The organism is Candidatus Zixiibacteriota bacterium (assembly GCA_016933955.1).
In the GTDB taxonomy this organism is placed as follows: Bacteria; Zixibacteria; MSB-5A5; order GN15; family PGXB01; genus JAFGTT01.
In genome coordinates this window covers 88350-113080 of record JAFGTT010000004.1, presented here as the reverse complement: position 1 = coordinate 113080, position 24731 = coordinate 88350, and the positions used below count along the sequence as shown (strand labels likewise).

The following is a 24731-nucleotide window of genomic DNA, read 5'->3' as shown; positions in this document are numbered from 1 at the left end:
AGTGATTTTTATTAAGACCGATGCCCAGATTGAAATAATGCGTAAAGCCGGCAGAATAGTGGCCAAGACCCTGGCTCTGGTCGAGAGAGAAATAAAGCCGGGGATTACCACCGCGGAACTTGACAAAATGGCTGAGGAATATATTTTGTCAGAGGGTGCCCGGCCGGGTTTCAAGGGATATCAAGGTTTTCCGGCGACGGCCTGTATTTCTATTGACGATGAGGTTGTCCACGGAATCCCTGGCTCCCGGAAACTGGTTGAAGGGCAGATTGCCTCGGTGGATCTTGGATGTATTGTCGATGGTTTTTATGGTGATGCTGCCGCGACTTTTCCAGTTGGGGAAATTTCTGAAGAAAAAAGGAAACTTCTCGAGGTGACCAGACGTTCTCTGGAGGCCGGGATTGCCCAGGTCAGGGATGGTGTTCGCCTCGGCGCGATTTCTTCGACCATTCAGAAAGTCGTGGAAGAGGCTGGTTTTTCGGTTGTCCGGGATATGGTCGGTCACGGGGTGGGGAAGAATCTGCATGAGGATCCCCAGGTTCCGCATTTTGGCCCGGCCGATGCCGGCCCGGTGTTAAAAAAAGGAATGGTTCTGGCCATTGAGCCCATGGTGAATATCGGTGATTATAAAGTCCATCAGAAGACCGATGGGTGGACAATCGTAACGTCAGATGGATCTGACTCGGCTCATTTCGAGCATACGGTTGCCGTCACCGCTGATGGGGCGGACATTTTGACTTTATTATAAGGAGTCTATGGCAAAAGAAGATACAATACAGGTGGAAGGCAAGATACTGGAACCATTACCGAATGCTATGTTTAAGGTCGAGCTTGATAACGGTCACGTTGTCCTGGCCCATATCTCGGGTAAGATGAGAATGCATTTTATCAAGATTCTGCCGGGTGACCGGGTGACCCTGGAATTGTCGCCATACGATCTTAGTCGGGGCCGAATTATATATAGATACAAATGATCTGATGGTTGCATGGAAGGTAAGGTATTATGAAGGTACGTTCGTCGATCAAGAAAAGATGTGAACACTGCAAGATTATCAAGCGTAAAGGCGTTTTGAGAGTTATCTGCAGTAAAAACCCGAGCCACAAACAGCGGCAGGGTTAGAAATTATTTAGTGTATTAGGAGGTCATTTTGGCGCGAATTGCCGGGGTGGATTTACCCAAGGACAAAAGAATAGAGGTGGGCCTGACATACATTTTCGGTATCGGCCAGACTTCGTCCCGCAGAATTCTTAGCATAACCGGTATCGACCCCGATACCCGGGTCCGTAAGCTGACGGAAGAAGACGTTGCCAAACTTCGTAATGTCATTGAAAGCGAGTTTAAGGTTGAGGGTGCGTTGCGCGGTGAAATCTCCATGAATATAAAAAGACTGATAGATATCGGCAGTTATCGCGGGCTCAGACATCGCCGCGGCCTGCCTGTCCGAGGTCAGCGTACCAAGACCAATGCCCGAACCCGCAAAGGGCCCAGAAGAACCGTGGCCGGCAAGAAAAAGGCTCCTACGGCGAAGTAATTATAAAGAGGTAAAACTGTGGCTGAACAGAAGAAAAAAGTCAAAATCAAAAAACGAATTGGCAAAATTGATAGTTTCGGGGTTGCCCATATCAAGGCCACCTTTAACAATACCATTGTAACCATAAGCGATTCACAGGGGCGGACTGTTTCATGGGCCTCGGCCGGCAAGGTCGGTTTTAAGGGTTCTAAAAAATCCACGCCGTTCGCGGCTCAGATGGCGGCCAAATCGAGCGCCACTGAGGCGATGGATGCCGGAATCCGTAAAATCGAAGTTTGGGTTAAAGGTCCCGGGGCAGGACGTGAAGCGGCTATTCGTTCGCTTTCCGCGGCCGGGTTAGAAATCACCGCCCTGAAAGATGTGACGCCGATTCCACACAATGGTTGCCGTCCGCCCAAACGGCGGCGGGTCTGATTGATAAATGAAATGTATCTGAGTTTTTGATAGGAGAAACATGGCTCGATATCGTGACGCTAACTGCAAGCTGTGTCGCCGCGAGGGCGAAAAGCTCTTTTTGAAGGGGCATCGGTGTGTGACCGATAAGTGCGCTTTCGAGAGAAGGGCCTTTGCTCCCGGACAGCATGGGCAGAGAATGCGCTATAAGGTTTCCGATTATGGAAAACAGCTTCGGGAAAAACAAAAGGTCCGTCGTATTTACGGTATTCTTGAAAAACAATTTCGTAATTATTTCGCCGAGGCCGACCGGAGAAAGGGCGTAACGGGGGAAACCCTTTTGCAACTCCTGGAAACACGCCTTGATAATATCGTTTATCGGCTGGGATTTGCACCGTCACGAAAAGCGGCCAGACAGCTGGTTCGCCATCGTCATTTTCTGGTCAACGGCCGTATTGTGGACATTCCGTCATTTCAGGTCAAACCGCATGACGTTATCAAGGTGAAGGATCGATCCAAGAATATGGATTCGATTCATTCGTCATTGAAGGAATTCGCCCAGACCGATGAACTCGGTTGGCTCCGGTTGAACAAGGCGGCACTCGAAGCGGAACTGCTGGAAATCCCCAGCCGGGGGAATATCCCCGTTTCCGCCAATGAGCAGTTAATCGTGGAATTGTATTCTAAATAGAAATTGATCAGCCTTATTGGAGGCTTTAGCCTATGAAATGGAAACCATTGCAGATGCCGAAAGAAGTCATTTCGGACCAGTCTTCGGCGACTGAAAACTATTCAAGGTTTATTTTCGAACCTCTCGAAAGGGGTTTCGGGAATACCCTGGGCAATTCACTTAGACGCGTCCTGTTAAATTCCATCCAGGGTGCGGCAGTGGTGTCAATAAGGATTGATGGCGCCCTGCATGAGTTCGACTCGCTTGAGGATGTCTACGAAGATATCACCGAGATCGTCCTTAATGTCAAAAAAATGCGGGTCAAACTGCATGCCGATGAAATGAAGACGGTTTTTCTTAAAATCAATAAAAAAGGAAAAATTACCGCCGGGATGTTTAATATCGATCCCGAGATTGAAATTCTCAATCCCGATCTGCATGTTGCCGAACTGGTCACGGATCGCGATTTTTCCATAGAAATCGATATCGATTCCGGGCGCAGTTATGTCATCGCCGAGCAAAATAAACGTCCCGATGCACCGGTCGGCACCATTTTCATCGACGCCCTGTTTTCACCGATCATCAAGGTCAATTACGAGGTCGAAAACACTCGGGTCGGTCAGCGAACCGACTATGATCGTTTGATAATGGAAATAACCACCGACGGTTCCATTACGCCGGAGGATGCCCTTTCGTTCGGAGCCAAAATTCTCAAAGATCATCTTCAGCTACTCATCAACATCGATGAGGAAATCGAGATCGAGGAGGAAGAAGAAGAAGACGAGGAAACCGTCAGGATTCGGCAATTGCTTCAAACAAGAGTTGATGAGTTGGAACTTTCGGTTCGTTCCTCAAACTGTCTCCGGGCCGCCAATATTCAGACTCTGTCCGATCTTGTCTCCAAAACGGAATCGGAAATGCTCAAATATCGTAATTTCGGACGTAAATCGCTTAACGAATTAAACGCCATTCTGGATGAATTGAATCTGTCATTTGGAATGGATATCTCCAGGTATCTGGAGACCAAGTCATAGAGGATTGAAATGCGACATCAGATAAAGGTCAGAAAACTAAGCCGAACCAAATCCCACCGGGATGCCATGCTTGCCAATATGGCTATATCGCTTTTTGATAATCGGACCATTGAAACGACCGAGGCCAGGGCCAAAGAGCTGAAAAAAATAGCCGATCGGTTAATTACGACAGCCAAAAAGGACAGTCTTGCGGCGCGGCGGGAAGTGGCCCGAACTATTAAGAATAAGGCTGTATTGAAAAAGCTGTTTAATGATATTATCCCGCATTTTAAGGAACGCCAGTCGGGTTTCACGCGTGTGATGCGGGTCGGTTATCGCCGTGGTGACAGTGCTGTGATATCAATGGTGGAACTTTTGACCCCAAAACCAAAGATTGAAAAAGAGAAAACCAAGAAGGAAAAGAAGGTCGCCAAGAACTAATCGATGTCGCTTTTGCGATAACTCATGATTTCAGGATACAACCGTTCCCGAAGGGGAGCGGTTTTTTTATTTGGAAATTCCATTTGCTATTTTCCGATCATTATCGTATAGTAAATTATCTTAAACGACAATATTAAGTGCGTTCTTTATTTGGTTGTGAGATAACCTCTTAGACTGCAAGCCAAATGGCCGTGTAAGGCTTGGCCGGCTTTGAAAGGAGTCCAACAATGACGGAAGGCAAAAAGGGAATGTCAAAAGGGTGTCTTATTGGTCTGATCATTCTTGGTGTAATAGCGGTTCTGATTATAGTAACCGGCATTGTCTGTTATATCTATCGGGATGAGTTGATCGATATGGGCATCAGTAAAATAACCGATTCTGTTGCGACCGAAATTAAGGCCAATCTTCCTGATGGCGTAACCGAAGAAGAGGTGGATGAGGTCCTGACCAAGTTCCGGCAATCAATTAAGGAAGGGAAAATCGACCAGGCGGAAATGCAGGCCCTGTCTTTGACCTTCAAGGATGCCACGGAAGATAAAAAAATCGATAAGGATGAAGCCCAGCAATTATTCGAGCAAATTAAAAAGGCCATTGAATAATATATTTTCAATCCTCTTGACTTTGATGATGGAGTGAATTCGGCACCTTTGGAGAGGATTTTCACCGGTTCAGTATTCAGGTGCTGAAATATTCATTTTAACCTGAAAAGTTGGGCATAAATTGGCATAATGTACGGTACAGCGGCGATTATCAGCGGTTACCTTCTGGGAGCCATTCCCTTTGCGCTGATTATTGCCCGGATGTTCGGCATCGGGGATATCCGCAGGGTTGGCTCCGGGAATATCGGTGCCACCAATGCCTGGCGGGCGGCAGGGCCGGCCGCGGGGATTCTGGTGGCTGTTTTCGATATTGGGAAGGGTGTTCTGGCTGTGTTACTTGTATCGATTTATCCCGATTCGTCGATTCCGGCGGAATACCTTAAGCTGATTGCCGGAATGGCCGCTGTTGTCGGCCATATCTTTCCGATTTTTTTGTTGTTTCGCGGCGGTAAAGGAGTCAATACCGCCTTGGGTGTGATGCTAACCCTGCTTCCTATCGAAGCCCTAATTGCCTTACTGGTTTTCATCCTGACCGTGTCGCTCAGCCGATATATTTCTCTGGGTTCCATTCTGGCCGCCTTCGCTTTTTTTGTCGCGGTTGTAATTGCTTGGAGCCTGAAACTGGCGGATATACCTATTCTTTATGTCCTGATCGCGGCGTTGTTGATGCTTTTAATTATTTTCAGCCACAGATCCAATATTAAAAGACTCCTGAATGGTACCGAAAACAGGTTTGCCATTCATTCCGGGCAATCAGCGGAAGGGAAGGGTGATAATGTCTGAAAAAATAGTGGTTCTGGGTGCCGGTAGTTGGGGAATTGCCATTGCTAATCTTCTTTCCGAAAACGGTCACCGGGTAATCATGTGGGAATTCAATAAAACCGATTTCGAATATCTAAAGAATAACCGCATGCATGAAAAGAAATTGCCTGGAATAACAATTGCCGATTCCATTTCGATTACCAATGATCTCGGAGATACTGTGGTCGACGCCGCCTATATCGTTCTGGCCATTCCGGCTCAACGAATCAGGGCCGTCTGTCTGTCTCTGAATAAATTTCTAACTGGCCCAATGGGTTTTATTAATCTGGCTAAAGGTATCGAGATGGAAAGCCTGATGAGAATGTCGGAAGTCATTGAATCCGTCATCTTCCCGGAATATATAGCCAATGGCCATGTTGCCACCCTATCCGGTCCCAGTCATGCCGAGGAGGTCGCCCGTCATATCCCTACCAGTGTGGTGGCGGCCTCCGTGGATGTAGATTACGCCCGCCGAATCCAGCATCTTTTTAATAATCGTCATTTCCGAGTCTATCGCTCCGGCGATTTGATTGGTGTGGAACTTGGCGGAGCTCTGAAGAATATCATTGCCATTGCTTCCGGCGTTACCCAGGGGCTGGGTTTCGGGGACAATACCACCGGGGCTTTACTGACCCGGGGATTGGCCGAGATCACCCGGATGGGTGTCAAACTGGGAGCCGACCCACTAACCTTTGCCGGATTATCGGGGTTGGGCGACCTTATAACGACTTGCATTTCCAGACATTCCCGGAATAGATTTGTCGGCGATCGAATCGGGCGGGGTGAGATCCTGGCCGATATTCTGGCCGGGATGGCAATGGTGGCCGAAGGGGTTGATACCTGCCGTTCGGGTTATGCCATGGCCGGGAAATACGAGGTGGAGATGCCAATAACGGTCGAAGTGTATCGAATTCTATTTGAAAATAAACCACCGGGTGAAGCCCTTGCCGACCTGATGGGGCGTTCTTTGAAAGAGGAAGTCTGGAGCTAAATCCATAGAGGTGAGTATGCCACGCCGCAAAACCAAAACCGAAGAGAAGCTCTATTATTCAATCAGCGAAGTGGCCCGGATAACCCGACTGGAGCCATATGTTCTTCGTTTCTGGGAAAAGGAATTTCCAATGCTGAAACCCAGAAAAAACCGGGGCGGGAATCGCATTTATCAGAAAAGCGATATTGAAATGATTAACCGGATCAAGCATCTTCTTTACAAGGAAAATTATACCATTGAGGGGGCGCGCAACCGGTTGAAAGAAATCAAACCAACCCCCGAGAAAAAAGAGCTGCAGGCAACCGCCAGGTACCTGACTATCATCGGCGCCATTAGAAAAGATATCGAGGATTTACTGAAACTTTTCCCTTGCCTTTTAGGGCTGTTAATTTACATTGTGCATACCGTCGGGGCGTAGCGCAGCTTGGTTTAGCGCACTCGCTTGGGGTGCGAGAGGTCGGCAGTTCAAATCTGCTCGCCCCGACCATTTTTCGCCGCAGATCATGAATAAAATTTCCGGAAAAACACTGGTTTTAGTTCCCGCTTACAATGCTGCCCCGTACCTTTCCGATCTGGTCAACCGCGTAAGAAAAGCCGCTCCCAATATTGATCTGTTGATTATCAATGATGGTTCCCTCGATAACTCCGCCGAAGTTCTTGAAGATCTTAATGTTACGTTCCTGTCAAACGATACCAACCGGGGGAAAGGGTATTCCCTTCGCCGCGGGTTGGACTACGCTATCGATAGGGGGTATGAATATGTTCTTACTCTCGATGCCGATCTCCAGCATCTCCCGGAGGAAATCCCGAATTTTTTAAATCATCCCCAAAAGGCCGATCTTTATATCGGTACCAGGACCCGGCACGGATCAAACATGCCGGCCATGAGAAGGCTCTCCAATAAACTGACCTCTGGAATCATTTCCTTTTTATCCAAAAATCGAATCAGCGACAGTCAATCCGGCTATCGGATGATTTCAACTGAATTGCTTAAAAGAATAAAAATAGATTCTGATGGCTACGATTTCGAATCCGAATTTTTATTCAAGGCGGGTCGGCTGGATATCAGAATCGTCGAAATACCGATTTCCACTGTCTATGCCGGTTCCTCGTCCTATATCGACCCGGTTGCCGACACCCTGAGATTTATCCGACTGACATTGAAAAGGATATTTTCGTAAATATTTATAAAACAATCTGGAATTAAGATGAGAAAGAAATGTATGCAGATTCTTATAACAAATGATGATGGTATTTACGCCGAGGGTATCAACGCTCTGGAAAGAGAATTAAGCAAGATCGCCAGCGTAATCATGGTTGCTCCCGATAGAGAGCAGTCAGCCTCCAGCCATTCGTTCACTCTTAATCGGCCCCTGCGTATTTACCAGCGCGGTCCTAACCGCTATACCTGCGACGGCACTCCAACTGATTGTGTCATGCTCGGTGTTCACGGTATCATGAAACACCGGTTACCCGATCTTCTTATTTCTGGTATAAATCATGGAGGGAATATGGGTGAAGATGTTACTTATTCCGGGACTGTTGCGGCGGCAATTGAGGGTTCGATTCTGGGTATTCCTTCGCTGGCCGTTTCCAATACGGATACAGAGCGAATTGCATCATATACTGCGGCCGCCAAATTTATCGCCAAATTCGTCAGTCAACTGGATCGCTTTAAATTACCGGTTGATACCTTCTTGAATATAAATTTCCCGATGCTTATGGGAAATCGTTTTATCAGATACCGCTATACCTGTCTGGGAAAACGCATTTATAACGATATCGTAATAGAGAAAACCGATCCGCGCGGAAGAAATTATTACTGGATCGCTGGAGAATCAGTTTGGAATGATGTGGAGGGTTCCGATTTCGAAGCCATTTCGTTGGGAGCCGTTTCTATCTCGCCTCTCAAGGTTAATTTTTCTGATCTGGATGAATTGGAGAAGATGCGACCAATCAGGTTAAAATTTTAATTAGTCAAATCCACGCGATAAATAACTTGACTTCGGGGGCCGATTATGTATAATGAAATTCTACTTAAATCGGGGCGTAGCGCAGTTTGGTAGCGCACTTGGTTCGGGACTAAGGGGTCGCTGGTTCAAATCCAGTCGCCCCGATTTAATTGAAGGACAATCTGTAGTATCGAAATTTCATGGGACACATAAAATGGCAGGAAAGGCACGGCCGATTATAGGTGTTATCGGAGCCGGGCAATGTCCATCTGAAATAAGTCAAATGGCGGAAGCAGTTGGTCGGGCCATTGCCCAAAAGGGGGGAATTTTGGTTTGCGGCGGCCGGGGAGGCATTATGGAAAGCGCCGCAAAAGGAGCCCGGGAAAACGGTGGAATAACAATCGGGATTTTGCCCGGATCGTCGCGAAATGAGGCCAATCCGTATATCGATATAATAATTCCTACAGGTCTTGCGGAAGCCAGAAATCTTGTTATTATTAATACAGCCGACGTGGTTATTGCTCTTCCGGGAAAGTATGGGACGTTATCCGAAATGGCTTTTTGTCTTAAGGTTGGTAAACCGCTTTTATCTTTGGGGGCCTGGGATATTTCAAAGGATATAGAGAAATTCGAATTTCCGGAGGAGGCTGTGGCCAGGGCTTTTGATCTGGCCGGAAAATAAAAATGACAATGATCGGAGCGAAAATAAATATTCGGGGAGTCGTTCAGGGAGTCGGGTTCCGCTTCTGGACCCTGAGAAAGGCGCAGGATTATGGTTTATCGGGATATGTTGCTAATCTTCCCGATGGTTCCGTGGAAGTCAAGGCCGAGGGCGAGCGGGGCCTGATTGAGTCTTTTCTTGCGGATCTTAAGGTTGGTCCCAGTTATTCCCATGTAAGCGATCTCAATCTTGAATGGTATGAACCGCCTCGCGGATTTGAAAATTTCAGTATAAGGCATGGAGACTATTGATGATTGATTTTAAAACTGCTATTCGTTCCATACCGGATTTCCCCAAAAAAGGGATTGTATTTCGGGATATAACCACGCTTTTACTTAATCCGGAAGCCTTTCGGACAGTCCTGGACAAAATGCAGGATTTTTGTCTGGATAAAAAAGTCGATTACGTTATTGGGATTGAATCCCGGGGATTTATTCTGGGAGGCGCCCTGGCCGATCGGCTGGGAGTCGGCTTTATTCCCATACGTAAGAAAGGCAAACTGCCCGGGCAAACAATCCGTTATGATTACCAGCTCGAGTATGGCGCCGACACCATTGAAATTCATGCCGATGCCTTAAGTCAGGGACAATCGGTTTTGATTGTCGACGATCTGGCGGCCACCGGAGGGACCCTTGCGGCGGCGGCGGGCTTGGTCGAAAAAACCGGCGCCGAAGTGGCCGGGATTGCATTACTGGTCGATTTAGCCTATTTGCCCTGGCGGGAAAAGGTCAATAAATACAAGGTTTTAAGCCTGGTTACATACGATTCGGAATAAAATTCCGCGCCCCCGTAGCTCAGAGGATAGAGCAGTGGTTTCCTAAACCATTGGTCGCAGGTTCAACTCCTGCCGGGGGTAGTTTTTTTGCTTAAGATTCCTGCTGATATAGGATTTTATGATATTGGGCCGTATCGTTTCCGGGTCTGGCCGCCCGATTTCATCGATTCCCAATTGAAATTCTGCTATTCCCTTGATTGAGGGGATTTTAATAAGGAGTAATATCCAAAAAAAATTTGACATGTAGGGGGGCGATTGTTATATTTTCCGTCTGATGTTTTATGAGGTTATGCGTCTGTTATTAAGATAATGAAATGAAATATCCTATTATGGGAGGCTCGAATATTATGAAATTGTCGTTGTTCAAAGTTGTCATCCTATTATCATTAATCCTCGCAACGACAGCCTTTGGCCAGCAGCAGGGTCTGACCTTTAATTTTTTTGGCGGCGGTGCTCGATCTGAGGGTATGGGGCAGGCGTTTACGGCGGTTTCCGATGATGCCACGGCGGCCCGATGGAATCCGGCCGGGTTATATGTTCATGAAAAAACTCTTATGGTCTTCAGTTATGCCAGTCTGATGCCGCGCGGAGAATATTCATTTTATCCATATAATTCGGGCAGCAGGGTTGATGTTTTTGACCATTCCGGGAATTTTGGTTCACTGAGTAATTGGTCTATAGTAACGCCGTTACGAGTTAAGGGACACCATGTGGTCGCCTCGGTCGGCTATAATGATGATTTTGATGTCTATTATAAATTTGGAGAAAATCTTTTTGGAGATTGGACCGGGGAAAATCCCAATGCATTATTTGAGAAGCATGGTCGGATCAGCAGTCTCAATCTGGGTATGGGGACGAGAATTTATCAGAATATTTCAATCGGGGCAACCGGCAACATCTACACCGGTAAAGTCGTTACCAATGAAGGCCGTTATTATTATCGCGATGTTGATTACAATAATGGTTATGCCACCTATGCCAGTAATGTAACGGTTTTGGATTCAACCTCGTTTTCCGGTTTCAACACGACTCTCGGAATTCTCTATTCCGGTGATAATTTCCGGGCCGGTTTCACGGTGAAAACGCCATTTAATCTTGATGGTGAATCGGATACATCGCAATACCGGATTTCCACCAGAAACGGGGTTGGGATCATTCAGGATGATTGGAATATCACCGGATTCGGTATATTTAAGACCGATACAATTTATGTCGATAACAGAACCTTCAAAATTGAAATGCCCCTGATGATGACCATGGGTATGGCCATGAACACCGATATCAAACTTCTCGGCAATCTGCTGGGAGTTCAGGATGAATCTCTTCTTTTATCGGCTGATGTGGAATATCGGAAATTCTCGGATAGAATGATAAAGAACCTGGTTAATTTTGTTATCAACGCCAACGGCGATCGAATTGAAACTTATGAAATCAGAGATCCTAATTGGAGTGATGTCTGGCAGGTCAGGTTGGGTGCGGAATATTTATTCAATACCGGTTTCGGCGAAATACCAATACGTCTCGGTTATCGTAATGAATCTTATCCCCAGGGTGATATCGCCTCTTATTCCGTTGAATATGTTAATGAACGTGATCAGGTTGGTGATACCACTAACACATTGAAAGTATTCTATGTTTTCGATTACGATAAGGGCAATACGACGGGATATAGTCTTTCTTTCGGGACGGGTATTCACTGGTCTCGGATTTTGCTTGATTTCGCCTATACATATACCACTTACAATCAGATGATTTATGTCAGCGATAACGTGTTGCGTTCGGAAAATGACTGGAAGAATCATCATCTCAATTTTTCCTTTACAGGGTACTTTTAATCAACAAGGAATTTATACGGGGCCGGCTTTCGGCGGCCCCTTCATATATCAGGGTAATGGAAGTTGACAGGGGCGCCGATAAATATTGTAACCAGGTGTAAAAAAGAAAGAATCAATGGCGATGCGAAATAAGGTTAAAATTACCAAGCGGCAGATTAAGGAAGACCGATTCACCACCAATATGCTTCTGGCCAAAGACTGGATTATGGAAAACTGGCAGATGGTGTCGATTGTGGCGGCAATTGCCGTTATTATTATTGTGGCGGTGGCATACTTCATAAATGTCGGCAAATCCCGGGAAACGGAGGCGTCGGATCGTTATTATCGGGCGATGGCGGAATTTCGGCGTCAGAATTACCAACCGGCAATTCTGGAATTCACGAGTATTGCCGATGATTACAGCGGCCAGATTGCCGGACTGGCTCAGTTTAATCTGGCCAATGCCCATTTCGAAAGCAAAAACTATGATGAGGCGATAACCAATTTTCAAAAGTATATCGATAAATTCCATGGCGATAAACTGATGACGGCCTCAGCCTACGCTGGGATCGGAGCCAGCCTGGAGAATAAAAGCGAATTCGGGGCGGCCGCCGATAAATTTATGGAGGCAATCAATTATTATCCGGATTCACCCGGTGCTCCAGATTATTACCTCGGGGCGGTACGCAATTACGTGATGGCCGGCGATGCCGACAAAGCCGATAAAACATTGAAAGAACTCCAGGAGAAATTCTCGGGTTCAAACCAGGCCCGTTCCGCTACCAGGTTGGTGATGCGCCTTAAAATCCAATAGAGTTTTTAAATCATGCCGGGGGATACCAGATTAAAGGTTGCCTTTCTCTGGCACATGCATCAACCGTTTTATCTTAATCCGGAAGATAATAAGTTCTTTATGCCTTGGGTTCGATTGCATGGGCTCAAGGATTATCTTGATATGCCGCTTCTGGCCGCGGAAAATAATATCAAGGCCACTTTTAATCTCGTTCCGTCACTTCTGGATCAGATAGAAATGTATTGTCGGGGATACACCGATCGTCACCTTGAATTATCACATATTCCGGCCCGGCAACTTCTTCATGAAGAAAAAAGGGAGATTCTTCAGACTTTTTTCATGGCGCATTACCCGACCATGATCGAACCCTATCCGAGGTATCGCCAGCTTTATCGGAAAAAAGATAGCTGTGGCAGTGATATTAATCTGGCCTGTGAAATATTTTCGACTTCGGAGCTTCGAGATCTTCAGGTATGGTCCAATCTGGTCTGGATCGATCCCATGTTTCGCAACCGTGCTCCCATTCAGGATCTATATGAAAAGCAGCGTGATTTCACCGAGGAGGAGAAAAGCCAATTGCTCGGGTTTGAAATCGAATTGCTGAAAGAAATTATTCCGACCTACCAGAGGCTGTACAAAGAGGGGAAAATCGATATTTCCTTTACTCCCTATTATCACCCGATTCTGCCTCTTTTAATCGATACTGACTCGGCCAGGGAAGCGATGGCGGATATCCATTTACCGGAGAACAGATTCAGGTATCCGGAAGATGCGACCTGGCATATTGACCGTGCGGTTGAAAGATATCACCAATTGTTCGGAGGAGAGCTGGCCGGGATGTGGCCATCGGAGGGATCGGTGTCCGAGGATGCCCTCGGTCTGATTTCGAAAAGAGGAATTCGCTGGGTGGCCACCGATGAGGAAATTCTGTATAACTCACTCCTGAAATCCGGGTTAAGCAAACGGGACTTTTCGCCACATCAGGTATATTCCCTTGAGGGCATTCCTGGAACGAAAATGTTATTCCGTGATCACGGGTTATCGGATAAAATCGGCTTTGTATATTCGGGCTGGGAAGCCGAGCGGGCGGTCAGTGATTTTATCGGGACCATTAAAAGCATCCGTGATTTCTATGGCGATAGAGCTGGCAACTGCGTTATCCCAATTATTCTCGATGGAGAAAATGCCTGGGAATATTTCCCTGATGATGGTCAGGATTTCCTGCGCCGATTATACCGGGGTCTTGGGGAGTGCAATCATGTTGAAATAGTATCGATGACCGAGGCGGCCGATTGTCTTAAGCCCATAACTCTGCCGTCTCTTTTCCCCGGCTCCTGGATAAACCATAATTTCCGGATATGGATCGGCCATAATGAAGATAATCAGGCCTGGGATTTCCTCTATGAGGCTCGACGCGCCTTGGTTCATTATGAAAAAAGCCACCCCAAGGCCGATCCGGGCAAAATCAAAGCCGCCTGGGAAAAACTCTATATAGCCGAAGGATCGGACTGGTGCTGGTGGTACGGCGACGATCATCTGGGTGCCCATAACAGCCTTTTTGACCGGTTGTTCCGTAGGCACCTGATGGCCATGTACAGAACGCTCGAACTTGAGGTGCCTCCAGAATTAATGATGCCGATTCACCGCGCCAGAGTGGATTCATTTATTACTCCTCCCGAATCCTTAATTACGCCCCGGCTCGACGGTCTTTTGACGCATTATTATGAATGGACTGGCGCCGGGTGTTATGATTGTGTCAAAGCGGGCGGCGCCATGCATCGCGTGGAACTGATAATTAAAGCCGTCTATTTTGCCTTCGATTATGACTTCTTTTATATTCGTCTTGACTTTGATGACAATTTTGGTTTAGTTGGCAAAAATAAATTTAGAATCGTATTGGATTTTAAAGATATCGGTATCAGGGAAATCCCCCTGGAAAAGACGGTGGAGAAGGATCTCGGCCAGACGATTTTTTCATTTAAACAGATTCTGGAAGTTAAAATAGGTAGAAAGACATTAACAGATACCGGATGCGGTAGAATAGGCTTTTTCGTATTGTTCTATTCTGAAAACGAATTGATGGAAAAGTGGCCCTTTGGCGGGCCAATCACCGTTACTCTACCGGAACGGGATAAAGAAATCTTCTGGCAGGTTTAATCAGCGAGGCAATTATGGAAGATTCATTCTTTGGCAAAGATGAAAACCAGGGTGGTCAGACAGAAATACCGCGGTTTGAGGAGGCCCAGGATGTTCGGGATGATTCCACCTCGAGTCTCGACCGGGACAGGGGATTAATTGCGGCCATTTTATCCTATATACCGTTTCTCTGCCTGATACCGTTATTACAAATGCGCGATAACGAACAGGCTCGCTTTCACAGCCGGCAGGGATTGATACTTTTTCTTATTGAGCTTATGGCAGTTCTTTTCCTTATTCCGGGATTGTCAAGTATGTTCTGGAAGACAATTATCATCGCGGCTCTTGGGGCCTCGGTAGCCGGTATCATTCTGGGGATTCAGGGTCGTAAATATAAATTGCCATTGATCGGCGACCTTGCCGAGAAAATTAATCTGTAGTAATTTATATTTATTTTCTTAACCCATAAGAGCTACTCAATCCCTTGAAATTTAAATCAATTTTATGCTGGTAATTCAGCATAAAATTATTTATATATCACACCTATAGCGGAATCGGTACAAAACCAAAGTATATCTCGATTACTACCTGTTACTTCTGTAAGTGACTGATAGTCAAGGCCGATTTTGAAAAAATAAATACATTATTTGTAATATTTTTGTTGACAATAGGTTATATAAAGATATATGGTTATAAAAAAGTATGGGGCAAAACCAATATTTGGTTAAATGATATGGCCAAAAAGCCGACATTATCAATAGGTATGTTCAATATTTGAACCTTAAATGTAAGGTCTAATATTACAATGACTTATTGTCTATGTCGGGGCTAAAGAAGGATATATGTTCATGGAAGGTGCAGGCGGGTGGATTTTTGGCCTGGACAGGGATGTTGATTTTTTTTAGGGGTGGAGATGGGCGAGTCTAAAAACTGCCGTAAGTCTTTGCATTTTAATACCATAGATTGTCATCAAGGGGCTTTCAATATTTTTCTTCACATTTCTTTGTCTTATCTGGGATGGGCATTTCCATTGCAATTCTTATCCAATAAATTATAGGGAAATGCAGAGGGTAATTATGTCGCAACGAAGTCTTTTCAAGATTCTGGTCATCTGGGGTTGTCTTATTCTGGTGACCGCCCTTCTGGGCAGAACATCAATAGCCGCCGGTAGCGGAGAGGCCATGGCGGAATTTCTTAATATCGGGATTGGTGCCAGAGCGGCCGCCATGGGAGGCGCTTTTTCTTCGGCGGCCGATGATGCGACCGCCTCGTACTGGAATCCGGCCGGCCTTGTGGAAGTAACAAATCTTCAGTTAGCCCTGTCTCATTTTTCGTGGTACCAGGATCTCAGTTATGAATATTTGTCGATGGCCTACCCGGCCTCCGATCGATTGACTCTTGGTTTGGCCTTTTCCTACATGAATTATGGTGATATTGAGGGCTATGATCAGTATGATGCTCCTACCGGGAGTATCAACGGCACCTATGATCTGGCGACAAGTTTTTCAGCCGGATACAGGGTTGGTGAATATTTTTCCCTCGGTTCTGCCGTCAAATATGTGGTAATCAGTCTGGCTGATCAATCGGCTTCAGCTCTGGCTGTGGATCTGGGTGCCAGATATCACACCGATCTTTTCGCGGCGGCAGTGACGGCCATTAATCTGGGACAGAAAATCAAATTTGATCAGATTGAGGAGAATCTTCCGGCCGGTATAAGAGCCGGGGTGTCAATCCGACCTCTGGGATCGTCTTTTCTGGCTGCTCTGGAAGTCGAGAACCAGTTTTACGGCACGATGAGTGTGAAGAACGGTTTTGAATGGAACTACGAAGGCAAATATTTTATCCGGACCGGTTATGCCTATTATCCCAACCAGGATGAACGCGAGTTTGGGCAGTCGCTTTCATTTGGCGTTGGGGCTCTTTTTGGCCCGGCCCGATTGGATTATACTTTTTCTCCCCAGGAGAAATTCAGTTCCGAGAATCTACATCGATTCAGTGTCATTCTTGATCTGTAAGACAGGTCTCAATCTATAGTTGTATGGGCCGGAATTCGATTTCGGCCTTTCTTTTTTCGTGCAATTCTTTTCGTATGTTATGCGCAATTCATTGCACGTATTGTGTTGAGTGCTTCAGGAATTCACACCATAATTTTCTTTGTTAGAGTTTTATTACAGGATTGCCATAATATTAACAATTGCAGTTGTGGCTGTAAGTGATTAACAGACAATCTATTATGTGGCAGATTCCTTATTTTTGCCGGGATTTGCCGCAAAAATGGCCATTTGGGGTGTTTGGGCAATTTATTTGCTGAAGATTCATCTGAGTGATTAAAGTATTCTAAAATAAGAAAATTAATACCGTTACAGCTGATATCGAATAATGAACGAAAACCGGATTAACAGCAGTATAGAAACCAAGGCGACTCCTTCCATTGCCATCCCCTCAACCATGGTTGGATACGGGCGGGTTATCAGTCTGAATCGTGGTGCCATTTCTGCCAGTAAGCGGCGGCAATCGCCCGGCGAATTGGCCAATTTCTATTATGGGGAAATAACAACCGGTATTTTATTTCTTTTGGCTCTGATTTCATATACTTTGATAATTCCGGAGGGAGTCTCGAACCCTTTAAAATATGTTGTTGGTATGATTGACAAATTATTCAAAAAGGTTCTGGATATTTTCGGATCGATTCTGGGTCTGATACTGGCCCTTCCCATTTTGGTAGTCATACCGATTTTGATTAAACTTGGTAGTCCCGGGCCGGTGTTTTACACGCAGGAACGCGTCGGTATCAATCGTCGCCGTCGCAACCGCAGACTATATAGGACCGACTCCGATGAAAATCGTCGGTCGCGTGACCGGCGGCGTGTCGATAATTTCGGCAAACCTTTTAAGGTTATAAAATTTCGTACAATGGTTCAGGATGCAGAGAAAAAGTCGGGACCGGTGTGGGCGACCCAAAATGATTCTCGCGTGACCCGTTTGGGGCGTTTCATGAGAAAGACCAGAATCGACGAGATTCCCCAATTGATTAATGTTCTCATGGGCGATATGTCATTGGTTGGCCCGCGTCCGGAGCGTTCGGTGTTTGTCCGGGATCTTAAAGAGAAAGTCCCCAATTATGGCGTTCGCCTGCGTGTGAAACCGGGTGTTACCGGATTAGCCCAGGTGAGTAGCGGCTATGATTCCTCGATTGAATCGGTTATCACCAAGGTGAAGCATGATGTCAATTATATCCGTAACTGGTCAATCCGGAGCGATTTGAAAATCCTTGCCCGAACAGTGTTGGTTGTTTTGACGGGCAAAGGTGCCTGCTGAGTGAATAAATTTGAACGCCGCATCACTCTCTTTGATGCGGCGTTTTTTATTTGTTGAATTATTGTTTGGATTATTTTATTTTTTTCCGATTAGATTGATAAAACAAGGAAGTGGGTTTTATTATGTCATCCAAAGGGAGTTTGATTCTGGCCCTTATCATTATTATTCCTCTGGTGTCGGCGGCCCAGGATAAGCAGGCCGGGTTGACAGTTACTTCTAATCCGCAGGGTGCTGAAGTTACCTTGAAAGGAAATCTGACCATTATTGGGGTTACTCCAGTACAATTCCTTCAACCCCTGGACGGAAAGTATAATATACAGGTAAAAAAATATGGTTTCGAAACCTATAAATCGACTCTTTATCTTCAACGCGATAAAATCTCCAGTCTGTCGGTCAATCTGAAAGCCAAAACGAGATTCAAAGGATTTGCCCGATCATTGTTTATTCCTGGATGGGGCCAATATTATGCTGACCGGAAATTCAAGGGCGGGATATTTACCGTTCTAGCCATTGGTGCGATAGGCAGTTTTTTAATCGCCGATGCCGATTATAATGACAAGGTCGATCGCTATGAGGACATGGAGGTGGAATACAATAACTTGACATCCTATGGCGAAAAGGAGGCTCTTTACTCGACCCTGGCCGAGGCACGTAAGGATGCTTATGATGCCGAAAGTCTTCGAAGAATAACCATTGGAGCCGCAATTGCGGTCTGGAGTTTAAACCTGCTCGATATTCTGTTTCTTTTCCCCGAAAATGAGGGACTTTTATCGGTTGATAATATTACCGTTAAACCAGATCTAAAACAGGGGGGAGCCCAGGTCATTTTAAGTCATAGATTTTGATGATGGGGTGAAGATATGAAGAATCTAATAGTATTATTGTTGATTATTCTAATGGTGGCCGGATGCAGTCGGTATATAGAATCTGAAAATCTTGATTTTGACCTACCGGCTGAACCGGTAATTCCCGATGCCGTAAAAATCTTGCACGCCGGTGACGGCGTGGTTCTGATCTGGGAAACCGTCGACATATCCGATGATATCTCTTATCGAGTCTATTATTCCGAGGATACGCTGGATACAAGCTACATTCTCTGGGAAACCACCACTGATACATCATCACTAATCACCTCTCTTACTCCGGGGCGAGTGTATTATTTTGCCGTGGCATCGGTTGACTCGAATGGGCTGGAAAGCAATAAGTCCGATCCGGTATTTTCGACTTTCGGGGTGGTTTCACTGAATATCAACGGCGGTTCCAGGTACACAAGTTCACGCAATGTTTCTGTTACTTTTGTTGTCCCGGTGACGGCCGCGCTGGTTGAATTATCCGAGGATCCGGCTTTTTCCGAGACGCGCTGGGAGACTTATTCGACCACCAAGAGCTTTCGTTTGAGCCAGAATGATGGGGCCAAGTATATCTATGCCAGGATTCAATTTGCCGATGGTTCGGAATCTAACAGTCTTCAGCCAATTGCAGATACAATTATTCTGGACACAAAAACGGAAATCGATACGGCCTATTTTAACCCATCTGATATCATCCTTGCCCGGGACAGTGTAATTACATTTACTGTCATTACCGGAGAAATGGATGGTTCGGCCAGTATATCATTCCCGGGGCGAAGCGGCCTTGAATTACAATATAATGTTGACGCCAGTGATTCATCGGCAGGTATTTTTGTCTATAGCTTGGATTTTACCGTGCCTTATAATTTAGAGTTAGTGGATGGAGTAGTGCGAGCGAATTTCTCGGATGCGGCCGGAAATAATGCCGAAGAATACTGGATTACAGAGCCTTTGAATATCTCCAATCCACCTCTTCCGGTTTCCCTGGTGGCCGTGGCCGAATCATCGTCTAAAATCCGTTTGAACTGGTCGGAATCGGCCAATGATGATTTTGCGGCTTATCATATATATCGGGATACGATCACGACTGTCAGTTTGGATTCCGAGCCGATTGAAGTCATCATCAGTAGCGCCACTTTGACTTATAGCGATACCAATCTTGATGACAGCACCCGGTATTATTACCGGGTTTATGTTTTCGACAACACTGGCCTTTCAGCGGCCTCTGAAGCGGTTTCGGCGATGACTCTGGTCAATGCCGCCCCGGCCGCTGTGATTCTTGCCGCCAGGGCTGAAGATGGTACTGTGACCCTGACCTGGACCTCCAATAATGATGAGGATTTTGCTTCATATCGGGTATTCAGGAGGAATTCAACCATCAATTACGGAGATATCCCATCGCTTTCACCGTTACAGATTATAAACAGCCAGGCGACGACCAGTTATGAAGATAATCCCTCCTCGGGAACATATCATTATGTTATTTGTGTCTTTGATCGGCAAGGCAAATACTCCATGTCGGCCGATGTGCAAATTACAAATTAACTTGGGGGATTGGATTTGAACTTCATAGCCAAACTGAATCGCCTTATCGGTCTCTATCTAATTTCGATCCGGTGGTTTTTCCGCGGCCGTTTGTGGCTACCATTCATACTTTACGCCATACTGCAATTTATCATACTCATAATGCTTTGTAATTATGTGAATCCTTTTATTTATACCATTCTTTCACCGCTGGTTGGATTGCTGGGAGATCGGAATGCGGAATATTTCGGGCATTACCCGAGTCTGTATTTAATGCTACCTTTTGTCTTTCAATGGCTTAAGCTGGCCGCAAGTATCATCTTTGAAGGTTTGGCAATAGGTTTAACAGCGGCCTTGTTTATCAGGGCTCTTGAGCCGAGACGAGCGAATAATGCCGAATTTCCTGCCATCTTCCGTAAATGGCCCGCTCTTCTGGTTATCTGGGTGATAATTTCGGGAATTATATTTGCCGTTAACTGGTACGCCCCGGCAATCTTCCACGATTATCTTTCTGGCTCTCCCAGGAGAATGGCGGTCTTTGATATCGCGCTCAAACTGGTAGGCGTGGTTATTTATTCAGTTTTTATTTATGCTGTTCCGGCCGTTATTGCCTATGGCGAAAATATTCTCGGGGCTTTTAAAACATCTTTCAGGTTATTTGCCGAGAATCCGGTTTTTACTTTCTTTTTAACCCTGTTTCCGTTTTTACTGACCCTGCCGATCACCTACCTGTCCGAAAAAGTCGAGATTATTGTTGACAAATTCTCTCCCGAACTGGTTTTTTACATATTGCTAATCGGGATAATAGTAGATGCAATAGTCAATTATATCCTGACCGGGGCGGTGGTCAAATTTCTTCTTGAGGAAGAATAGCAATTAGTCGACCCATTTTCATCAGGTTATAGTATCAGGGGTGTTTTTTCGGCATTCTATTCGATAACACAATAACCAATTCAGATTAGGACAATATTTTTATTTCCTGCCGGAAAGGCTTCGAAAAACGGGAAAAAGGCTATTTTAAAGGCCTTTTGCTTCTCCTGTTGACTAAATAATTCCCTTCAGAATCCGATAAATCTTAATAAATATGAAGGGTATTAACTTTTTATGAAAAATATATTGATTGTCGACGATGATGCCGAAGTTTCAAAGTCATTGGCCAATCTTTTTGATCCCGAGCGGTTCCATTTTTATTTCCTTGGAGATGGCCGCCAATCGATAGATTTTTTAAAAAGCCATGGTGATATTGATGCTGTTTTGCTGGATGTCAATTTGCCCGGGATGTCGGGTCTTGATATTTTAAAACAGGTCAAGCTCAATGACATCAGAATCCCGATCATTATGATTTCCGGTTTCATCTCTACCGAAAACGCTATGGAAGCGATGAGAGAAGGGGCCTATGAATATTTAACCAAACCATTTGAAATCCAGAAACTGATAGACAATGTCAACAAAGCCTGCGGACAGAAAAAAAACCGGAGTAAGACCATCCGACCACTGGGCGAAAGCGAACCCTATGATGTCGATGAAATCGTGGGGAAATCACCTGAAATCGTTGAAATCGCCAAGCTGATTGGACAAGTTGCCAAATCGGATGCGGCTGTTTTGATTTTCGGTGAATCCGGAACCGGGAAGGAATTAATTGCCCGGGCCATCCATCGCTCATCCCATCGTCGCAGCAAACCTTTTCTCTCGGTCAATTGCGCCGCCTTGGCCGAAACTCTTCTGGAATCGGAGTTGTTCGGTCATGAAAAGGGAGCCTTTACCGGTGCCTATTTCAAGCGTCTGGGGAAATTCGAACAGGCCAACCAGGGGACCATTTTCCTTGATGAAATCGCAGACATGTCGATGCTGACCCAGTCCAAACTGCTAAGAGCCCTGCAGGAAAAGAAATTCGAACGGGTCGGCGGTAATGAAACCATTGAAGTTGACGTCCGGGTGGTTGCGGCAACCAATAAATCGCTGGTTCAATGCATGAAAGAAGGCTCCTTCCGGGTTGATCTCTTTTATCGCCTAAAAGTGGCCTCAATCTTCATCCCGCCACTTCGTGAACGTAAAGATGATATCCCGCTTCTGGCCGATCATTTTGTCAACCGCTTTTCCGGACAACTGGGCAAAGACATCCGGGGGGTTTCACAAAAAGCTCTGACCATGCTAATGAAGTATCCCTGGCCGGGCAATGTCCGTGAACTTGAGAATAATATCCATACGGCATGCGTTATGACCAAATCGGACATCCTGCAGCCGGATGATTTTCCGATTTTTTCCGAAATCGAAAGCAGGGTGGAAATCGACCTGGATAATCTTCAAGATGATTATATTGAGGTATTCCGGAAGATTATCGATCCGGTCCTGCCAAAATTGATTAATAATTCTCAAGGAAAGATCTATTATTTCCTGGAATCGGCTTTGGAACGGGCTTTGATTTCATCATGCCTGAAGCATTTTGGCTCCAATCAAGTACGAACCTCGGAAATGCTGGGTATCTCGCGCAATACGCTTCGCGATCGAATGGCCAAGTACAATATCTTTTAATCCGTAAAATCAGTCGTATCAAAGGGCTGATCATCCCTATCCCGCATCACTTTTGTATAACAAAATGCCATCACGCCTATTATCATGCCCCATGCTAATATCATAAATATCCAACCGCCGGTAGTCATGATATGTCACCCTCCTTCTGATTCCGTTTACGCCGTCGCCAGGCCATGCGAACCATTATGGCCAGGATTATCAGGATACTCAACAGAAGTAATCTTGTCCCGAGAACATAGGGAATATTTTCATCGGGAACACCCTGCATGGTTATGACATTCCACCACTCTTCCTTGATCCACCAGGCCAGCAGGACAATCAGGGCGGTGGGGGTGATGTATTTAATGATGAATCGATAAATTCGTGGGATTTTTATTTTGCTTCCCAGGTGTAATTCATCCCAGGCTTTATCAATACCGAATACCCAGGCCAGGAGAATTATCTCGAGCGCCGCTCCAAAGACAATAACAAAATTGGCACCCCAGAAATCAAGATCATCGAGGACTCCCCGGTGCAAAAACCAGAGCGCCGGCTGGCATAAGATAAAAGCCGCGATACCGAATATTTTCACGGCCCTGGGGCGGCTGATATCGAATTCATCTTCCAGAAAGGCCACCGATGGTTGTGCGATGGAAATCGATGAAGTAATCCCTGCCAGAAACAGCATGAAAAACCATAAAAACCCGAAGATAGCGCCAAGAGGCAGTTGGTTAAAGATTTGCGGCATGGTGACAAAGCCAAGGTTAAAGGCTCCTGATTCGGCAATTCCGACGATATCATTGGGACCAAAAAATATAAAGGCGGCCGGAATAACGATGGACCCGCCCAGAATAACCTCGGCAAATTCATTGGTCGAGGCCGCCGCCAAACCGGACAAGGCGACATCATCACTTTTTCTCAAATAACTGGAATATGTCAGGATGACTCCCATTCCGACCGACAGCGTAAAGAATATTTGCCCGGTGGCGGCCACCCATACCTTTGGAGATCCTAAGGCCGACAGATCAGCATTCCATAAAAATCCCAGACCGTTGATAGAACTCCAATCGGGATGCAGGGGGTCCGGGGCGAAAAGAGTGATGACTCTGATAGCCAGGACAATCCCGAAGAAGAAGAGGATCGGCATGGCAATGTTACACAGTTTTTCTATTCCCCCGCGAATACCGAAATAGGTCACCGATATATTGAGTATAAAGGTGATAATGAAAAATATAACCCCCGGAGCAGTCCCGGCAATGAATCCGGCGCTGTCGATACCCTGATAGCCTGAAAGGAAATGTATGAAACTCTCGCTTGATGCCAGATTCGATAATTGCCCGGTAAGGGAATAGTAGGCGTATGCCAGGCACCAGGACTCAATATAAACATAGTACATATAAATTAAAAAGGGACCGAATATCCCGAAAATGCCGAAATATTTAATAAAGCGGTTTTTGTTCCAGAGAGAATGAAAAATGCCGGGGGCGCTGGAATGCCCGAATCCTCCGCCATAGCGCCCGGCCGTCCATTCGACCCACATCAATGGTATTCCAACCAATAACAGAGCGATCAGGTACGGAATCATGAAAGCGCCCTCGCCGTATTTACCGGCCTGCACGGGAAAACGAAGGAAATTCCCCAAACCGACGGCCGACCCGGCAACCGCAAGTATAACTCCGACCCTGGTTCCCCATCGTTGTCTTTGTTCCGCCATAGCAATTGTCTCCGAAAAAACGACTAAGTTCGAACCAATTCAGGGCTTGATCGTATATAATATTTTATTAAGGTTGATATAAAGACATGAGTATTTTATTGTCAAGAAAAAACCGGAGCAGTCGGTATTGCCATCGGCGGGAGTTATTTTTGTTGACATTAACGATAGGTGCCGATATTTTG

General features: G+C 45.8%; 28 protein-coding genes and 3 tRNA genes. 30 read left to right on the top strand and 1 reads right to left on the bottom strand.

The window, feature by feature from the left end; all coding sequences use genetic code 11:
- Position 1: 1 nt before the first annotated feature.
- The 30 genes from map (at position 2) to JXQ28_01010 (ending at position 22856) form a co-directional block, all read left to right on the top strand.
- Entirely contained in the window at positions 2-748 is a 747-nt protein-coding gene (gene map / locus JXQ28_01155; GenBank protein MBN2276328.1) for a type I methionyl aminopeptidase, read from the top strand.
- A gap of 7 nt (positions 749-755) precedes the next feature.
- Positions 756-974, top strand: coding sequence for a translation initiation factor IF-1 (gene infA / locus JXQ28_01150; protein ID MBN2276327.1), 219 nt, complete (start codon positions 756-758; stop codon positions 972-974).
- Between the two features lie 29 nt (positions 975-1003).
- The gene (gene rpmJ / locus JXQ28_01145) at positions 1004-1120 is read left to right on the top strand and encodes a 50S ribosomal protein L36 (protein MBN2276326.1); all 117 of its coding nucleotides are present in this window, start codon (positions 1004-1006) and stop codon (positions 1118-1120) included.
- Between the two features lie 28 nt (positions 1121-1148).
- Positions 1149-1532, top strand: a complete 384-nt coding sequence (rpsM, locus tag JXQ28_01140) for a 30S ribosomal protein S13 (protein ID MBN2276325.1) — start codon at positions 1149-1151, stop codon at positions 1530-1532.
- Positions 1533-1550: 18 nt separating this feature from the next.
- A complete protein-coding gene (gene rpsK, locus JXQ28_01135) occupies positions 1551-1946 on the top strand; it encodes a 30S ribosomal protein S11 (protein MBN2276324.1) in 396 nt (131 codons plus the stop codon).
- Between the two features lie 40 nt (positions 1947-1986).
- The gene (gene rpsD / locus JXQ28_01130) at positions 1987-2616 is read left to right on the top strand and encodes a 30S ribosomal protein S4 (GenBank protein MBN2276323.1); all 630 of its coding nucleotides are present in this window, start codon (positions 1987-1989) and stop codon (positions 2614-2616) included.
- A 32-nt stretch (positions 2617-2648) separates the two neighbouring features.
- Positions 2649-3629, top strand: a complete 981-nt coding sequence (locus JXQ28_01125) for a DNA-directed RNA polymerase subunit alpha (protein ID MBN2276322.1) — start codon at positions 2649-2651, stop codon at positions 3627-3629.
- Between the two features lie 9 nt (positions 3630-3638).
- Positions 3639-4049, top strand: coding sequence for a 50S ribosomal protein L17 (gene rplQ, locus JXQ28_01120; GenBank protein MBN2276321.1), 411 nt, complete (start codon positions 3639-3641; stop codon positions 4047-4049).
- 227 nt (positions 4050-4276) lie between these two features.
- Entirely contained in the window at positions 4277-4648 is a 372-nt protein-coding gene (locus JXQ28_01115; GenBank protein MBN2276320.1) for a hypothetical protein, read from the top strand.
- A gap of 129 nt (positions 4649-4777) precedes the next feature.
- Positions 4778-5431 (top strand): glycerol-3-phosphate 1-O-acyltransferase PlsY, encoded by a 654-nt coding sequence (gene plsY / locus JXQ28_01110; protein ID MBN2276319.1) that lies wholly within the window; start codon positions 4778-4780, stop codon positions 5429-5431.
- A complete protein-coding gene (locus JXQ28_01105; GenBank protein MBN2276318.1) occupies positions 5424-6440 on the top strand; it encodes an NAD(P)-dependent glycerol-3-phosphate dehydrogenase in 1017 nt (338 codons plus the stop codon). Before plsY ends, JXQ28_01105 begins: the two co-directional genes overlap by 8 nt.
- A 16-nt stretch (positions 6441-6456) precedes the next feature.
- Positions 6457-6858 (top strand): MerR family transcriptional regulator, encoded by a 402-nt coding sequence (locus JXQ28_01100; protein ID MBN2276317.1) that lies wholly within the window; start codon positions 6457-6459, stop codon positions 6856-6858.
- Positions 6849-6927 (top strand) — tRNA-Pro (locus JXQ28_01095). The genes JXQ28_01100 and JXQ28_01095 overlap by 10 nt, the downstream gene beginning before the upstream one ends.
- Before the next feature lie 16 nt (positions 6928-6943).
- Positions 6944-7621 (top strand): glycosyltransferase family 2 protein, encoded by a 678-nt coding sequence (locus JXQ28_01090; GenBank protein ID MBN2276316.1) that lies wholly within the window; start codon positions 6944-6946, stop codon positions 7619-7621.
- A gap of 42 nt (positions 7622-7663) precedes the next feature.
- On the top strand, positions 7664-8413 hold the full coding sequence (gene surE, locus JXQ28_01085; GenBank protein MBN2276315.1) for a 5'/3'-nucleotidase SurE: 750 nt from the start codon (positions 7664-7666) through the stop codon (positions 8411-8413).
- 70 nt (positions 8414-8483) lie between these two features.
- Positions 8484-8557, top strand: a tRNA-Pro gene (locus JXQ28_01080).
- Between the two features lie 49 nt (positions 8558-8606).
- Positions 8607-9074 (top strand): TIGR00725 family protein, encoded by a 468-nt coding sequence (locus tag JXQ28_01075; GenBank protein MBN2276314.1) that lies wholly within the window; start codon positions 8607-8609, stop codon positions 9072-9074.
- Between the two features lie 2 nt (positions 9075-9076).
- Positions 9077-9364 (top strand): acylphosphatase, encoded by a 288-nt coding sequence (locus JXQ28_01070; protein ID MBN2276313.1) that lies wholly within the window; start codon positions 9077-9079, stop codon positions 9362-9364.
- Positions 9364-9888: an adenine phosphoribosyltransferase gene (locus JXQ28_01065; protein ID MBN2276312.1), complete on the top strand. Its 525-nt coding sequence runs from the start codon at positions 9364-9366 to the stop codon at positions 9886-9888. Before JXQ28_01070 ends, JXQ28_01065 begins: the two co-directional genes overlap by 1 nt.
- Before the next feature lie 8 nt (positions 9889-9896).
- Positions 9897-9969: transfer RNA gene (locus JXQ28_01060), tRNA-Arg, on the top strand.
- A gap of 266 nt (positions 9970-10235) precedes the next feature.
- On the top strand, positions 10236-11723 hold the full coding sequence (locus JXQ28_01055) for a hypothetical protein (GenBank protein ID MBN2276311.1): 1488 nt from the start codon (positions 10236-10238) through the stop codon (positions 11721-11723).
- Positions 11724-11838: 115 nt separating this feature from the next.
- The gene (locus tag JXQ28_01050; protein ID MBN2276310.1) at positions 11839-12516 is read left to right on the top strand and encodes a tetratricopeptide repeat protein; all 678 of its coding nucleotides are present in this window, start codon (positions 11839-11841) and stop codon (positions 12514-12516) included.
- A gap of 12 nt (positions 12517-12528) precedes the next feature.
- The gene (locus JXQ28_01045; protein MBN2276309.1) at positions 12529-14652 is read left to right on the top strand and encodes a glycoside hydrolase; all 2124 of its coding nucleotides are present in this window, start codon (positions 12529-12531) and stop codon (positions 14650-14652) included.
- 14 nt (positions 14653-14666) lie between these two features.
- On the top strand, positions 14667-15071 hold the full coding sequence (locus JXQ28_01040; protein MBN2276308.1) for a hypothetical protein: 405 nt from the start codon (positions 14667-14669) through the stop codon (positions 15069-15071).
- Positions 15072-15707: 636 nt separating this feature from the next.
- A complete protein-coding gene (locus JXQ28_01035; GenBank protein ID MBN2276307.1) occupies positions 15708-16646 on the top strand; it encodes a PorV/PorQ family protein in 939 nt (312 codons plus the stop codon).
- Between the two features lie 364 nt (positions 16647-17010).
- Entirely contained in the window at positions 17011-17949 is a 939-nt protein-coding gene (locus JXQ28_01030; protein MBN2276306.1) for a sugar transferase, read from the top strand.
- Positions 17950-18071: 122 nt separating this feature from the next.
- Positions 18072-18794, top strand: coding sequence for a PEGA domain-containing protein (locus tag JXQ28_01025; GenBank protein ID MBN2276305.1), 723 nt, complete (start codon positions 18072-18074; stop codon positions 18792-18794).
- A gap of 15 nt (positions 18795-18809) precedes the next feature.
- Entirely contained in the window at positions 18810-20345 is a 1536-nt protein-coding gene (locus tag JXQ28_01020) for a fibronectin type III domain-containing protein (protein ID MBN2276304.1), read from the top strand.
- A 15-nt stretch (positions 20346-20360) separates the two neighbouring features.
- Positions 20361-21197: a hypothetical protein gene (locus tag JXQ28_01015; GenBank protein ID MBN2276303.1), complete on the top strand. Its 837-nt coding sequence runs from the start codon at positions 20361-20363 to the stop codon at positions 21195-21197.
- A 231-nt stretch (positions 21198-21428) separates the two neighbouring features.
- A complete protein-coding gene (locus JXQ28_01010; protein MBN2276302.1) occupies positions 21429-22856 on the top strand; it encodes a sigma-54-dependent Fis family transcriptional regulator in 1428 nt (475 codons plus the stop codon).
- Positions 22857-22980: 124 nt separating this feature from the next.
- On the opposite strand, the gene JXQ28_01005 is transcribed toward JXQ28_01010, so the two are convergent.
- Entirely contained in the window at positions 22981-24549 is a 1569-nt protein-coding gene (locus JXQ28_01005; GenBank protein MBN2276301.1) for a sodium-dependent transporter, read from the bottom strand.
- Positions 24550-24731 lie beyond the last annotated feature (182 nt).

Excerpts from the sequence above, each read along its gene's own strand:
- infA (MBN2276327.1), top strand. The coding sequence starts at position 756 with ATGGCAAAAGAAGATACAATACAGGTGGAAGGCAAGATACTGGAACCA.
- rpmJ (MBN2276326.1), top strand. The coding sequence starts at position 1,004 with ATGAAGGTACGTTCGTCGATCAAGAAAAGATGTGAACACTGCAAGATT.
- rpsD (MBN2276323.1), top strand. The coding sequence starts at position 1,987 with ATGGCTCGATATCGTGACGCTAACTGCAAGCTGTGTCGCCGCGAGGGC.
- JXQ28_01125 (MBN2276322.1), top strand. The coding sequence starts at position 2,649 with ATGAAATGGAAACCATTGCAGATGCCGAAAGAAGTCATTTCGGACCAG.
- rplQ (MBN2276321.1), top strand. The coding sequence starts at position 3,639 with ATGCGACATCAGATAAAGGTCAGAAAACTAAGCCGAACCAAATCCCAC.
- JXQ28_01115 (MBN2276320.1), top strand. The coding sequence starts at position 4,277 with ATGACGGAAGGCAAAAAGGGAATGTCAAAAGGGTGTCTTATTGGTCTG.
- plsY (MBN2276319.1), top strand. The coding sequence starts at position 4,778 with ATGTACGGTACAGCGGCGATTATCAGCGGTTACCTTCTGGGAGCCATT.
- JXQ28_01105 (MBN2276318.1), top strand. The coding sequence starts at position 5,424 with ATGTCTGAAAAAATAGTGGTTCTGGGTGCCGGTAGTTGGGGAATTGCC.
- JXQ28_01100 (MBN2276317.1), top strand. The coding sequence starts at position 6,457 with ATGCCACGCCGCAAAACCAAAACCGAAGAGAAGCTCTATTATTCAATC.
- JXQ28_01090 (MBN2276316.1), top strand. The coding sequence starts at position 6,944 with ATGAATAAAATTTCCGGAAAAACACTGGTTTTAGTTCCCGCTTACAAT.
- surE (MBN2276315.1), top strand. The coding sequence starts at position 7,664 with ATGCAGATTCTTATAACAAATGATGATGGTATTTACGCCGAGGGTATC.
- JXQ28_01075 (MBN2276314.1), top strand. The coding sequence starts at position 8,607 with ATGGCAGGAAAGGCACGGCCGATTATAGGTGTTATCGGAGCCGGGCAA.
- JXQ28_01070 (MBN2276313.1), top strand. The coding sequence starts at position 9,077 with ATGACAATGATCGGAGCGAAAATAAATATTCGGGGAGTCGTTCAGGGA.
- JXQ28_01065 (MBN2276312.1), top strand. The coding sequence starts at position 9,364 with ATGATTGATTTTAAAACTGCTATTCGTTCCATACCGGATTTCCCCAAA.
- JXQ28_01055 (MBN2276311.1), top strand. The coding sequence starts at position 10,236 with ATGAAATTGTCGTTGTTCAAAGTTGTCATCCTATTATCATTAATCCTC.
- JXQ28_01050 (MBN2276310.1), top strand. The coding sequence starts at position 11,839 with ATGGCGATGCGAAATAAGGTTAAAATTACCAAGCGGCAGATTAAGGAA.
- JXQ28_01045 (MBN2276309.1), top strand. The coding sequence starts at position 12,529 with ATGCCGGGGGATACCAGATTAAAGGTTGCCTTTCTCTGGCACATGCAT.
- JXQ28_01040 (MBN2276308.1), top strand. The coding sequence starts at position 14,667 with ATGGAAGATTCATTCTTTGGCAAAGATGAAAACCAGGGTGGTCAGACA.
- JXQ28_01035 (MBN2276307.1), top strand. The coding sequence starts at position 15,708 with ATGTCGCAACGAAGTCTTTTCAAGATTCTGGTCATCTGGGGTTGTCTT.
- JXQ28_01030 (MBN2276306.1), top strand. The coding sequence starts at position 17,011 with ATGAACGAAAACCGGATTAACAGCAGTATAGAAACCAAGGCGACTCCT.
- JXQ28_01025 (MBN2276305.1), top strand. The coding sequence starts at position 18,072 with ATGTCATCCAAAGGGAGTTTGATTCTGGCCCTTATCATTATTATTCCT.
- JXQ28_01020 (MBN2276304.1), top strand. The coding sequence starts at position 18,810 with ATGAAGAATCTAATAGTATTATTGTTGATTATTCTAATGGTGGCCGGA.
- JXQ28_01010 (MBN2276302.1), top strand. The coding sequence starts at position 21,429 with ATGAAAAATATATTGATTGTCGACGATGATGCCGAAGTTTCAAAGTCA.
- JXQ28_01005 (MBN2276301.1), bottom strand. The coding sequence starts at position 24,549 with ATGGCGGAACAAAGACAACGATGGGGAACCAGGGTCGGAGTTATACTT.